Origin of the sequence: Paracoccus aerius (assembly GCF_014656455.1) — a bacterium.
GTDB lineage: Bacteria > Pseudomonadota > Alphaproteobacteria > Rhodobacterales > Rhodobacteraceae > Paracoccus > Paracoccus aerius.
In genome coordinates this window covers 273,372-285,772 of the sequence record NZ_BNCL01000001.1, presented here as the reverse complement: position 1 = coordinate 285,772, position 12,401 = coordinate 273,372, and the positions used below count along the sequence as shown (strand labels likewise).

The window sequence follows — 12,401 nt, the reverse complement described above, 5'->3', positions numbered from 1 at the left end:
GCCCCAAGGAAGCCGCCATGACCCGCTTTGCCGCGCCCATTGCCGAACAGATCTGGGACATGAAGTACCGCCTGAAAGACACCGAGGGCCATGCCCTCGACGCGACGGTCGAAGATAGCTGGCGCCGCGTTGCACGCGATCTGGCCCAGGTCGAGGCAAGCCCGGCCGAATGGGAAGACCGCTTTTATGCCGCATTGCAGGACTTCAAGTTCCTGCCCGCGGGCCGAATCCTTGCGGGCGCAGGGACGGGCCGGTCGGTTACCCTGTTCAACTGCTTCGTCATGGGCACCATCCAGGACAGCATGGGCGGCATCTTCGACGCTTTGAAAGAAGCGGCGCTGACAATGCAGCAGGGCGGCGGCATCGGCTATGACTTCAGCACCCTGCGCCCCAAGGGGGCCGAGGTGAAGGGCGTGGGCGCCGACGCCTCGGGGCCGCTGTCCTTCATGGATGTATGGGATTCGATGTGCCGCACGATCATGTCGGCTGGTTCGCGCCGCGGCGCGATGATGGCCACCATGCGCTGCGACCACCCCGATATCGAGGATTTCATCGCGGCCAAGCAGGACCGCGCGCGGCTGCGGATGTTCAACCTGTCGGTTCTGGTGACGGATCCCTTGATGGACGCGGTCAAGGCCGATGGGGCATGGGATCTGGTCTTTGGCGGCAAGGTCTACCGCACTGTTCAGGCGCGCGACCTGTGGAACCGGATCATGCGCGCAACCTATGATTACGCTGAACCCGGCGTGATCTTCATCGACCGCATCAACCAGCAGAACAACCTGCACTACGCGGAAACGATCAGCGCCACCAATCCCTGCGGCGAACAGCCCCTGCCGCCCTATGGGGCCTGCCTGCTGGGATCGGTCAACCTGGCTCGGCTGGTATCCGACCCGTTCACCCCCAAGGCCCGTCTGGACATGGCGGCGCTTGACGACCTGGTTCGCGTGGCCGTGCGGATGATGGACAATGTTGTCGATGCCTCGCGCTTTCCGCTGCCCCAGCAGGCGGCCGAGGCGCAGGCCAAGCGCCGCATCGGCCTTGGCGTGACGGGCCTTGCCGACGCGCTGCTGATGCTGGGGCTGCGTTACGGCGCGGCGGACGCAGTAGACCAGACCCGCGCATGGATGCGCGCCATCGCGCGGTCCGCCTATCTGGCAAGCGCCGATCTGGCGCGAGAGAAGGGTTTCTTTCCGCTGTTCGACCGCGACGCCTTCCTGGCATCCGGCTTCATGCGACGGATGGACGCCGACGTGCGCGAGGCCGTCGCGCGGCACGGCATCCGCAACGCCTTGCTGACCTCGATCGCACCGACCGGGACGATCAGCCTTTATGCGGGCAATGTCAGCTCGGGCATCGAGCCGGTCTTCGCCTATGCTTATACCCGCAAGGTCCTGCAAAAGGACGGCAGCCGGACCGAGGAGGAGGTCGTCGATTACGCCGTCCAGATGTGGCGCGACATGCATGGCGAGGCAGACCTGCCGGATCATTTCGTGAATGCCCAGACGCTTGCGCCGCAGGATCACGTGGCCATGCAGGCGGCGGCGCAGGAATGGGTGGACAGCTCGATCTCGAAGACGATCAACTGCCCTGCCGACATCTCGTTCGCGGACTTCAAGGATGTCTACCTGTCAGCCTGGGATCTGGGCTGCAAGGGCTGCACGACCTATCGCCCCAACGACGTCACCGGCAGCGTCCTGTCGGTCAGCGAAACGGCCGAGGCCGCGCCGCACGCCGACAATGGTGCCGACGTCGTCTATCTGACCGAACCGCTGGACCGGCCGGCGTCGCTTGAGGGTGCGACCTACAAGCTGAAATGGCCGGCCAGCGAACACGCGATCTACATCACCATCAACGACATCATCCAGTCGGGCCATCGCCGCCCGTTCGAGATCTTCATCAACTCGAAGAACATGGAGCATTTCGCCTGGACCGTCGCCCTGACGCGGATGATCAGCGCCGTCTTCCGGCGCGGCGGCGACGTCAGCTTTGTGGTCGAGGAGTTGAAGGCCGTCTTCGATCCGCGCGGCGGGGCCTGGATGAACGGGCGCTACGTCCCCTCGATCCTGGCCGCGATCGGCGGCGTGATCGAGCGGCACATGATCGACATCGGCTTCCTGGCAGGCGAGGGGATGGGCTTGAAGTCGGATCCGCAGGTCGAGGCCGTGGCCGTGGGCGAACGGCCGCTGGGACCGGCCTGCCCGAACTGCGGCCAATACGGGATGCGCATGAACGAAGGCTGCATGACCTGCCCGAATTGCGGCCATTCGAAATGCGGCTAGGCTGTCAAAGCCCGGTCGCAGCCAGCGTCGCCGCAATCACCGGGGCCAACCGCGCGGCCCATTCCGCCTGACCCGACTGGTCCGCGATCAGGTCGTTGCGCACCTCGATCAGCACGTTCGGCCGGCCCTGCCTCAGCGCGTGGCGGTCGATCGAATCCCCCTCCAGGTGGCCGTCATAGGGCTGATTTTCGCCGGTGATCCATCCTGCCTGCCGGCAGGCCTGGACCAGCGGCGGACCCAGCCGGATGTCTTGCCAGGAATAAAGGATGCCCACCTGCCACGGCCGCATCGGGCGCCCGCGCAACTGCGGGGTGAAGCTGTGGACGGCGCAGATGCACCGTGCCGGGTGCCCGTCGGCCAGCCGCCCCAGGGCCGCGTGATAGGGGCGGTGCAGCCGTTCCAGCCGCCGCTGGCGTTCGGCCGCGTCGGCGTTCTTGTTGGCGGGTATGACCGTGCCGTCGTAAAGGCGCATCAGCAGCGTCGGGTCGTCCTCGCCCCGGTTGGGGTCGATCACCAGGCGCGAGAAGTCGGAGAAGATCGCAGAGGCATCCATCAGCGCAGCCAGGCGCGATGCCAAGCCGGCAGCGCCCACGTCATAGGCGATGTGGCGGGCCATATCCTCGGGCGCGATGCCCAGGCTGCCGCCGCCGATCCAGTCGGGGACGCGGTTCGTCGCATGGTCGCAGGTGATCAGCCAGCGGGAGGGGCGATCCTCGCCCTCGGTCCAGAAGGCGCGTTCAGTCATCGGTCGGTGATCCTTCATGTCCGGCGATGTCTATGCGAAGGTGTCTGCGGACGCCAGTTGCAGCGACAGGCGATCTGGACCATAGTTAGCGCAAACAGAAGAAGGGCGCAGGAATGAGACGACATCGCAACGTCAAGATCGTGGCAACCCTGGGACCGGCTTCCAGCACCAAGGACATGATCCGTGCGCTGTTCGAGACCGGCGCAGACGTCTTCCGCCTGAACATGAGCCATGGCAGCCACGCCGACCACCGCGACCGCTATGACGCGATCCGCGAGGTCGAGGCCGAGACCGGCCGCCCCATTGCCATTCTGGCCGACCTCCAGGGACCGAAGCTGCGCGTGGGTCAGTTCGCCTCGGGCGCCTGCGATCTGGAGGAAGGGAACCGCTTCCGCTTCGACCTGGACCCGGCGCCGGGCGATTCCCATCGCGTCCAGTTGCCCCACCGGGAAATCTTTGCGGCCCTTGTTCCAGGCAGCAATCTTCTGGTCAACGACGGCAAGATCCGCCTGCGCGTGGATGACTGCGGCCCCGACTTCGCCGATTGCACCGTCACTGTCGGCGGCACGATCAGCGACCGCAAGGGCGTGAATGTCCCTGACGTGGTGCTGCCCCTTGCCGCGTTGTCCGACAAGGACCGTGCGGATCTGGAGTTTGCATGCCAGTTGGGCGTGGACTGGCTGGCCCTGTCCTTCGTCCAGCGCGCGGCCGATGTCGAGGAAGCCCGCTCCCTTGCCAGGAACCGCGCCGCGATCCTGTCGAAGATCGAGAAACCGGCGGCCGTCGATGCCTTTGACGAGATCCTTGCCGTGTCCGACGGGATCATGGTTGCCCGCGGCGACCTGGGGGTTGAACTGCCCATCCATTCGGTCCCGCCCATCCAGAAACGGCTGGTGCGCAAGTGCCGGTCGGCGGCCAAGCCGGTCATCGTTGCGACCCAGATGCTGGAATCGATGATCGAAAGCCCCATGCCTACGCGGGCCGAGGTCAGCGACGTTGCCAATGCCATCTACGAAGGCGCGGATGCCGTGATGCTTTCGGCCGAAAGCGCCGCCGGTTCCTATCCGATCGAGGCCGTCCGCACGATGGACAACGTCGCCCGCTCGGTCGAGGCGGATGGCAACTATCGCGCCATCATCGAGGCGTCGCGCCAGAACAAGCTGCACACCGTGGCAGATGCCATCGTGACCGCGGCGCGTGAGATCGCCGAAACGACCGACATCGCCGCGATCTGCGCCTTCAGCCAGTCGGGCAAGACGGCCAGCCTGGTGGCCCGCGAACGGCCGCGCGTGCCGATCATCGCGCTGACCCATGTCGAATCGGTGCTGCGCCGCATGTGCCTGACCTGGGGCACCCATTGCGTGATCACGCCGCAGCTCGGCCGTTTCAAGGAAGCCGTGGTGAACGCGACAAGGGCCGCCCGCGAGTTCCACTTCGCCGACGAGAAGCGCCAGGTGGTCGTGATCGCCGGCGTGCCCTTCAACGTGCCGGGCAGCACCAACATCGTCCGCATCGCGCCCTGCGACGAACGCTTGATCTTCGCGTCCGATCCAGAATAAGCCCGGGGTCGAACGATTTCATCACGGGGACATCCATGTCCGATTACCTGCTGCTGGGCGGCATTGCGCTGTGCCTTCTGTCCATCGTCGTCGCGGTGGTGCAGCTTCTGCAGACCCGCCCGCCGCGGGCCGCTGCGATCATGCTGATCCTGGGCATCGCGGCAATCTTCGCCGCGGCCTACCTGTCGCCCCAGCCGTTCAGCCTGGAACAGATCCCGCAGGCCTGGGCGCGCCTGACGGGCGGGGCGACCACGACGCCGTAACGGCTTGCCAAATTCACCGTGCGCGCTTATACGGCGCGCTTCCTGCCCGTGCGGCCGGCCACATGGCATTGCCGAGCCGCACGTTCACTCTGATCCAAGGAGACGAAAATGCCGAAGATGAAGACCAAGTCGGCCGCCAAGAAGCGGTTCTCGTTCACGGCTTCGGGCAAGGTGAAATCCGCCCAGGCCGGCAAGCGCCACGGCATGATCAAGCGGACGATCAAGTTCATCCGCGACGCGCGCGGCACCACCGTCCTGTCGGACGCTGATGCCAAGATCGTCAAGAAATACATGCCCTATAACCGCTGATCGCGAGGACTGAACAATGGCACGAGTTAAATCCGGCAAGGTCACCCACGCCCGCCACAAGAAGGTCCTGGACGCGGCCAAAGGTTATTACGGCGCCCGTTCGCGGAACTTCCGCACCGCCACCCAGGCTGTGGACAAGGCGAACCAGTACGCCACCCGCGACCGCAAGAACCGCAAGCGCAACTTCCGCGCGCTGTGGATCCAGCGGATCAACGCGGCCGTCCGCCTGGTGGACGCCGAAATGACCTATTCGCGTTTCATCAACCTGCTGGCGAAAGCCGGGATCGAGGTTGACCGCAAGGTTCTGGCCGACCTGGCCGTGAACGAACCCGATGCGTTCGGCGCGATCGTGGAAAAAGCGAAAGCCGCTGCCTGATTCAATTGGGCAAGCCGGTATCTGGGCCAGTGCGTCGATGACGTGCTGGCCTTTTTCGTTCGCGGCGTTGTGCTGGGGGTTGCGGCTTCCTATCCTTTCGGGATGACCATCCATCAAGCGCCGCACCATCCTGCCCGCGAACCCGTAAAAGTGGCGCTTGCCCGGCAGCCGCTGGGCATCGTCGGCACCGCCCTGACCGCGCGGCGCAACCTGCTGGAACTGATCCCGCAGATCGCCACCCGGCAGCCGATCGTTTCGGGCAAGACGGGCGTGCGCTTTCACATGGTCATGGACCCGCCGACGCTGCGCCACATCCTCAAGGACAGGGTCGAGGATTATCCGAAGTCCAACGTCACCAAGCTGATCTTAGAACCTGCCATAGGCGACAGCCTGTTCGTGGCAGAGGGGGCGCAGTGGCGATGGCAGCGCCGGGCCGTGGCACCCGCCTTTGCCCTGCGCCATGTCGAGGGGCTGGGCCCGGTCATGACCGCCGCGGCCGAGGCCTCGTCCCGCCGTCTTGCAGCGGCGCGCGGCCCGGTGGACCTGTTCAGTGAAACGGTGGCCGCGACCTTCGAGGTGATCTCGGACGTGACCTTGTCGGGCGACCGGGCCTTTGACCGGGACGCCGTGCATCATGCCATCGACGGCTATATCGCGCAGACGGCCAAGGTGTCGCTGCTGGACGTGATGGGACTGCCGGGCTGGATACCCCGCCCGGGCCGCATGTTCTCTCGCCCCGGCTTGAACCGGATGAAGGAGATCGCCGACCGGGCCATCGACGCGCGCGCGGCAGCGCCTCGGACCAACGGGGCGCCAGACCTTCTGGATCTGCTGCTGGACGCCAGCGATCCCGAAACGGGCCGCGCCATGACCCGGGACGAATCGCGCGACAACCTGCTGACCTTCATCGTCGCGGGACACGAGACGACGGCCCTGACCCTGGCCTGGGCGCTGTATCTCTGCGCCTTCGATCCGGGCATCCAGGACCGCGCCGCGACCGAGGCGCAGGCGACCTTGGGCGACCGGGCCGCGACGGCGGCCGACCTGCCGCGCCTGCCGTTGATCCAGCGGATCGTGTCCGAGGCGCTGCGGCTTTACCCGCCGGCCGCCTTTCTGTCCCGCACCGCGCAGGTTGCCGACCGCCTGTGTGGCCGAGAGGTTCTGCCCGGCGATACGGTGATGCTGCCGATCTATGCGCTGCACCGCCACCATCTGCTGTGGGACCGCCCCGATGCCTTCGACCCGGACCGCTTCCTGATCACCCCTGACCGCTATGCCTATCTCCCCTTCGGCGCCGGGCCGCGCATCTGCATCGGCGCCAGCTTCGCGCTGCACGAGGCGGTGATCATCCTTGCCACGCTTCTGGCGCGCTTCCGGTTCGACCCGATACAAGGCCGCAATCCGCAGCCGCGGATGATCCTGACCCTGCGCCCGCACGGAGGCGTCTGGCTGAAGGTCAGGCCGCGCTGAACCCCGTTTCGGCCTGCGTGCAACAGTTCGGCCATGAAACCGTTAAGGCCTGAGGCGGGCGGTTCACGCGCGTGTTACACTCGCGTGAATTGAAGAACCAGGAGCGCGGCATGAACACCATCATCGACTTCCTTAACAATATTTTCTGGGGCTATGTCCTGATCTACGGGCTGATCGCGGTCGGCATCTATTTCACCGTGTCGCTGGGGTTCATTCAGTTCCGCCACTTCCCCGAGATGTTTCGCTGCGTTGCCGGATCGTGCTCGGGCGACCGCGACGGCATCTCGCCCTTCCAGGCGCTGACCGTATCGCTGGCCAGCCGGGTCGGCACGGGCAACATCGCTGGCGTGGCGGTGGCCCTGACGCTGGGCGGGCCGGGTGCGATCTTCTGGATGTGGGTGGTGGCGACGGTCGGAATGGCTACGGCCTATGCGGAATCGACGCTGGCGCAGCTTTACAAGGTCCATGGACCCGACGGCATGTATCGCGGCGGCCCGGCCTTCTACATCGCGAACGGGTTGCGCCAGCCTTGGCTTGCGGCGGTCTTCGCCATCGCGCTGATCCTGGCCTTCGGGATGATCTTCAACGCCGTGCAGGCCAATTCCATTGCCGAGGCCGTCGAAGGCGCCTTCGGGATCGAAAAATGGATCGTCGGTATTGGCGTTGCCGCGCTGACGGCAGTCATCATCTTCGGCGGCATTCCCCAGATCGCCCGGTTTGCGGAATTCGTCGTGCCCTTCATGGCGGGGGCCTATCTGCTGGCCGCGATCATCGTCATCGTCATGAACATCTCCGAAGTGCCGGGCGTCCTGGGCATGATCGTCGCAAATGCCTTCGGCCTGCAGGAAGCCGCCTGGGGCGTGACCGGCGGCGTCATGGCAGCGGCGCTGAACGGCATCAAGCGGGGACTGTTCTCGAATGAGGCCGGCATGGGCTCGGCCCCCAATATCGCGGCGGTCGCGGTGCCTGACCCGCACCATCCGTCCAGCCAGGGCTTCGTGCAGGCCTTGGGGGTCTTCATCGACACCATCCTGGTCTGCACCGCGACCGCGATCATGATCCTGCTGTCCGGGGCGATCCCCTCGGCCGAACTGACCGGCACCGCGCTGACCCAAAGCGCCCTGACAGAACATTTCGGGTCATTCGGCGGCATCTTCGTGGCGATCGCGATCTTTTTCTTCGCCTTCACCTCGATCATCGGCAACTACAGCTATGCCGAGAACTCGGTCGTCTATCTGGGCGGGGGCAAGGCCGGCATCATCATCCTGCGCTGCGTTGCGCTTGCAATGGTGGTCTGGGGGTCGATCCAGGCCGTGACCACGGTCTTCAATTTCGCGGATGCCAGCATGGGCCTGATGGCCACCATCAACCTGATCGCCATCGTCCTGCTGTCCCGCACGGTCATCCGCGTGACGCGCGACTACGTTGCGCAGCGAAAGGCGGGCCACCAGCCGACTTTCCACATCGGCGACCATCCCGACCTGGACCTTGGCGTGAACCGCGAAATCTGGAAATAGCTCAACCGCCTTGGCCGCCGGCGGCGCGGCCAAGGCTTTTCCACCGTCGTCACAAATGCTAACGCAAGTCCCGACAAGGACGAGGCATGACGATGGATGATCTGAACCCCCTCCGCCAGCAATGGCTTGACCGCATCAACGGCGCCACCGATCCTTCGGAGATCGAGGAGGTGCGGCTGGCCGCCTTGGGCAAGAAGGGCGAGATCAGCTTGAAGATGCGCGAACTGGGCCGGATGTCGCCCGAGGAACGCCAGACCATCGGCCGCGCCCTGAACGAATTGCGCGACGAACTGGACGCCGCCCTGCGTGCCCGCAAGCTGTCGCTTGAGGACGCGGCGCTGGAGGCGCGGCTGGCGGGCGAGTGGCTGGACGTGACGTTGCCCGGTCGCCCTCGGCCGCAGGGGACCATCCACCCGATCAGCCAGGTGACCGAGGAAGTGACCGCGATCTTCGCCGACATGGGCTTCGCGGTCGCCGAAGGCCCGCAGGTCGAATCCGACTGGTACAATTTCGACGCGCTGAACATCGCGCCCGAACATCCCGCGCGCCAGGAACATGACACCTTCTTCATGCACCGCGCGCCGGGCGACAATCGCCCGCCGCATGTGCTGCGCACCCATACAAGCCCCGTCCAGATCCGCGCGATGCAGCAGCACGGCGCCCCCGTCCGCGTGATCGCGCCGGGCCGCGTCTACCGCATGGACATGGACCAGACCCACACGCCGATGTTCCACCAGATCGAGGGTGTTGCGATCGACCGCGACATCAGCATGGCCCAGTTGAAATGGACGCTCGAGGAATTCTGCCGCGCCTTTTTCGAGGTTGATCAGGTCGAACTCCGCTTCCGCGCCAGCCATTTCCCCTTCACCGAACCCTCGGCTGAGGTCGATATCCGCTGTTCCTGGGAAGGCGGCCAGTTGAAGATCGGCGAGGGCAATTCCTGGCTCGAGATTCTTGGCTCGGGCATGATGCATCCCAATGTCCTGCGCGCCGGCGGCATCGACCCCGACCAGTGGCAGGGCTTCGCCTTCGGCATGGGCATCGACCGGATTGCCATGCTGAAATATGGCATCCCCGACCTGCGCGCCTTCTTCGAAAGCGACCTGCGGTGGCTGCGGCATTACGGGTTCGCGGCAGGGGATGTGCCGAGTGTGGCAGGTGGGCTAAGCCGATAACGGTCAGCCCAACCTGCAGGTCAATGATTCAAAGCAACGCCTTGATGAACTGCCTCCACCGTAAGGCGTTGCCGCATCTGGTCCTTTTCGTCCCGGATCAAGCCGGGGATCAGGAAGATGTCAACAAGCGTCCAGATGCCCACGGCAAAGAGGAGAATAAAGCCCACAGCCAGAATAGCTGTCACAATTCCAACAAATGTCAGGATGAGCATGGTGATCGCCGTCCCGGTCTTGCCGAGATAAAAGCGATGCGCGCCAAACATGCCCAGGAAGATGAGCAGGAGATAAGCAGCGACCGGCGATTTCGCGTCATTCTGGATGCGCTGTTCGATCAGTATCTGCTGTTGGGTTTCGAGAGTGATATCTTTTCCTACGAGACGATGCCCCTTGCTTGCAGGAAAAAATTGATGTTCGGTTAAGACCGGCGAAAGACATGTCGCGTGGACGCTGGCCGGTGTAATTGTGACCTCACGAAGTGCATGAGGTCACGCAGCCTACCGCCCCAACCGCACGACATTGCTCGTGCTCGTGATCTCCACTGCCACCATCCGCGACAGTTGCACCGATGACAGCGCCATCGCCGCAGTGATGTCGTCCACGCCGGGGCGGGCGGGCAGGGCGGCGGCGCTGCCGGGCGCAGGCGGGACGCCCACCAGCCGCAGCCGCAGCACGCCATCGGCGTCGGGAGAGATGCGGTCGCCCGGCATCGGACGCGCGGTGACAAGCGCCACCGAGGAATAGCCGCGGACGGGCGCAAAGCCGTTCACGACCAGCAGGCGGCCTTCGTTCAGCGGCTCCCACCGGGCGGCGGTGATCTGGGGGATGTCGGGACGGTTGTCCGACACCTCGGCATAGCCGCCCTCGGGTTCCAAGGTCCGGGCCGGCGCCTCGCCCCAGGGCAGGGGGTTCCAGCTGCTGTCGCCAAGCCGTCCGCAGCCGGTCACGGCCAATGCGGCGATCAGCAGGGGCGCGGTCAGTTTGCTCATGTCACCATCCCTCGGGTGTTTTCGGTTTGTTAGGCGAAATCCGGTGCGGGATAAAGGCACTTTGACCTTGCAGGCCCGGCGCGGTAACCATGGGACAAAAGGACCACGCCATGGCAACCCAAGCCTTCGAAGACATTGCCGAGACCTTCGACTTCCTCGACGACTGGGAGGAACGTTATCGCCACGTGATCGAACTGGGTCGGGCCATGCCGCCAATGGACCCGGCGCTGCAGGTGCCCGCAACCAAGGTCGAGGGTTGCGCCAGCCAGGTCTGGATCATGCCCCGGATCGAGAATGGCCTTTTTGATTTCCAAGGCGAAAGCGACGCGATGATCGTGCGCGGGCTGATCGCTGTGCTGCACGCGCTTTATTCCGGCGTTCCGGTGGGGCAGGTTGGCCAGATCGACGCGCAGGCCGAACTGGCACGGCTGGGACTGGACGAGCATCTGTCGTCGCAGCGGTCGAACGGACTGCGCGCGATGATCCAGCGAATCAGGCAGCTTTCCGCCGACGCAGCGTGATCCAGCCGCCGCCCAGCACACGAGTGCTGTCGGGTTCGTAGAAGACGCAGGCCTGGCCCGGGCTGACGCCTTCCTCGGCATCCAGCAACTCGACCTCGGCCCGGGTGGCGCCGATGGGGCGCAGGATCGCGGGCCGCGGGGGGCGGGTCGACCGGATGCGGACCATCACCGGGATCTCGCCCGCGAACGGCTGGTCGCCCAGCCAGTTGACCTCGTTGACGGGCACGACCGTTGTCGCAAGCGCCGATTTCGGGCCCACCACCACACGCCGGGCATCGGGATCCAGCCGCACGACGTAAAGCGGATCGCCCAGGCCCCCGATCCCCAGCCCGCGCCGCTGGCCGATCGTATAGTGGATCACGCCGCGATGCTGGCCCAGGACGTTGCCGTCGGTGTCCACGATGTCGCCGGGCTCGGCTGCATTGGGGCGCAGCTTCTCGATCACGGCGGCGTAGTTCCCGTTCGGCACGAAGCAGATGTCCTGGCTGTCGGGCTTGTCCGCGACGGCCAGCCCGTATTCTGCCGCCAAGGCGCGGGTTTCCGCCTTGCTTTCCAGGTGGCCCAAGGGAAAACGCAGGAAATCAAGCTGTTCCTGGGTCGTCGAGAACAGGAAATAGCTTTGATCGCGGTTCGCGTCCGCGGCCATGTGAAGCTCGGCCCGCGCCACGCCGTCCTTGCGCTGGATGTAGTGCCCGGTCGCCATGCAGTCGGCATCCAGGTCGCGCGCAGTTTCCAGCAGGTCGCGGAACTTGACGCGCTCATTGCAGCGGATGCAGGGCACCGGCGTCGCGCCCGCCAGATAGGCATCGGCGAATTCGTCGATCACCGATTCGCGGAACTTGTTTTCGTAATCCAGAACATAGTGCGGAAAGCCCATGCGTTCAGCCACGCGTCGCGCGTCATGGATGTCCTGGCCCGCGCAGCAGGCGCCTTTCTTGGCCAGCGCTGCCCCGTGATCGTAAAGCTGCAAGGTGACCCCAATGACGTCGTAGCCCTCGGATTTCAGCTTTGCGGCCACGACCGAACTGTCCACGCCGCCCGACATCGCCACCACCACCCGCGTCTCGGCGGGTGGCTTGGCAAAGCCCAGGCTGTTCAACGAAGGCGCGCGCGCGGGCGCGCGGTGGTGCAGGGTCATGGCAGATCCAAGGATAAAGATTACGTCGAAATATAGGCAAATGCTGTCTATTCTCAAGCG

14 protein-coding genes are annotated in these 12,401 nt (G+C 65.1%); 10 read left to right on the top strand and 4 right to left on the bottom strand.

Translation table 11 applies throughout. The features are described 5' to 3' along the window. The first annotated feature begins 17 nt into the window (after positions 1-17). Positions 18-2,282 (top strand): adenosylcobalamin-dependent ribonucleoside-diphosphate reductase, encoded by a 2,265-nt coding sequence (locus IE224_RS01465; protein ID WP_191307398.1) that lies wholly within the window; start codon positions 18-20, stop codon positions 2,280-2,282. A gap of 4 nt (positions 2,283-2,286) precedes the next feature. Here IE224_RS01465 and IE224_RS01460 read toward each other — a convergent pair whose 3' ends face one another. Then, positions 2,287-3,027: an N-formylglutamate amidohydrolase gene (locus IE224_RS01460; protein WP_191307396.1), complete on the bottom strand. Its 741-nt coding sequence runs from the start codon at positions 3,025-3,027 to the stop codon at positions 2,287-2,289. Between the two features lie 113 nt (positions 3,028-3,140). Between IE224_RS01460 and pyk the strand changes: the two genes are divergently transcribed. The 7 genes from pyk (at position 3,141) to pheS (ending at position 9,696) form a co-directional block, all read left to right on the top strand. Continuing rightward, positions 3,141-4,586, top strand: coding sequence for a pyruvate kinase (gene pyk / locus IE224_RS01455; protein WP_191307394.1), 1,446 nt, complete (start codon positions 3,141-3,143; stop codon positions 4,584-4,586). Positions 4,587-4,621: 35 nt separating this feature from the next. Further along, positions 4,622-4,849: a hypothetical protein gene (locus IE224_RS01450; RefSeq protein ID WP_167622148.1), complete on the top strand. Its 228-nt coding sequence runs from the start codon at positions 4,622-4,624 to the stop codon at positions 4,847-4,849. A 108-nt stretch (positions 4,850-4,957) separates the two neighbouring features. Further along, positions 4,958-5,158, top strand: coding sequence for a 50S ribosomal protein L35 (gene rpmI, locus IE224_RS01445; RefSeq protein WP_130989495.1), 201 nt, complete (start codon positions 4,958-4,960; stop codon positions 5,156-5,158). Positions 5,159-5,174: 16 nt separating this feature from the next. After that, complete coding sequence (gene rplT, locus IE224_RS01440; protein WP_167622147.1) at positions 5,175-5,534, top strand: 50S ribosomal protein L20; 360 nt, start codon at positions 5,175-5,177, stop codon at positions 5,532-5,534. Between the two features lie 102 nt (positions 5,535-5,636). After that, entirely contained in the window at positions 5,637-7,004 is a 1,368-nt protein-coding gene (locus IE224_RS01435) for a cytochrome P450 (protein WP_191307392.1), read from the top strand. Between the two features lie 110 nt (positions 7,005-7,114). Beyond that, positions 7,115-8,521 carry an alanine/glycine:cation symporter family protein gene (locus IE224_RS01430; RefSeq protein ID WP_191307390.1) on the top strand — a complete coding sequence of 469 codons (1,407 nt, stop codon included), beginning with the start codon at positions 7,115-7,117 and terminating at the stop codon, positions 8,519-8,521. Between the two features lie 92 nt (positions 8,522-8,613). Next, the gene (gene pheS / locus IE224_RS01425) at positions 8,614-9,696 is read left to right on the top strand and encodes a phenylalanine--tRNA ligase subunit alpha (protein WP_191307675.1); all 1,083 of its coding nucleotides are present in this window, start codon (positions 8,614-8,616) and stop codon (positions 9,694-9,696) included. A 20-nt stretch (positions 9,697-9,716) separates the two neighbouring features. Here the strand turns inward: pheS and IE224_RS01420 are convergent, their stop codons facing one another. Beyond that, on the bottom strand, positions 9,717-9,959 hold the full coding sequence (locus IE224_RS01420; protein WP_229849197.1) for a TM2 domain-containing protein: 243 nt from the start codon (positions 9,957-9,959) through the stop codon (positions 9,717-9,719). Between IE224_RS01420 and IE224_RS20925 the strand changes: the two genes are divergently transcribed. Further along, the gene (locus IE224_RS20925) at positions 9,945-10,115 is read left to right on the top strand and encodes a hypothetical protein (RefSeq protein WP_229849196.1); all 171 of its coding nucleotides are present in this window, start codon (positions 9,945-9,947) and stop codon (positions 10,113-10,115) included. The two genes, IE224_RS01420 and IE224_RS20925, sit on opposite strands and share 15 nt — an antisense overlap. 75 nt (positions 10,116-10,190) lie before the next feature. Here the strand turns inward: IE224_RS20925 and IE224_RS01415 are convergent, their stop codons facing one another. After that, entirely contained in the window at positions 10,191-10,682 is a 492-nt protein-coding gene (locus IE224_RS01415; RefSeq protein WP_191307388.1) for a hypothetical protein, read from the bottom strand. A gap of 110 nt (positions 10,683-10,792) precedes the next feature. Between IE224_RS01415 and IE224_RS01410 the strand changes: the two genes are divergently transcribed. Next, positions 10,793-11,203: a SufE family protein gene (locus tag IE224_RS01410; protein ID WP_167622142.1), complete on the top strand. Its 411-nt coding sequence runs from the start codon at positions 10,793-10,795 to the stop codon at positions 11,201-11,203. On the opposite strand, the gene mnmA is transcribed toward IE224_RS01410, so the two are convergent. Further along, on the bottom strand, positions 11,175-12,341 hold the full coding sequence (gene mnmA, locus IE224_RS01405; RefSeq protein WP_191307387.1) for a tRNA 2-thiouridine(34) synthase MnmA: 1,167 nt from the start codon (positions 12,339-12,341) through the stop codon (positions 11,175-11,177). The two genes, IE224_RS01410 and mnmA, sit on opposite strands and share 29 nt — an antisense overlap. Positions 12,342-12,401: the final 60 nt, after the last annotated feature.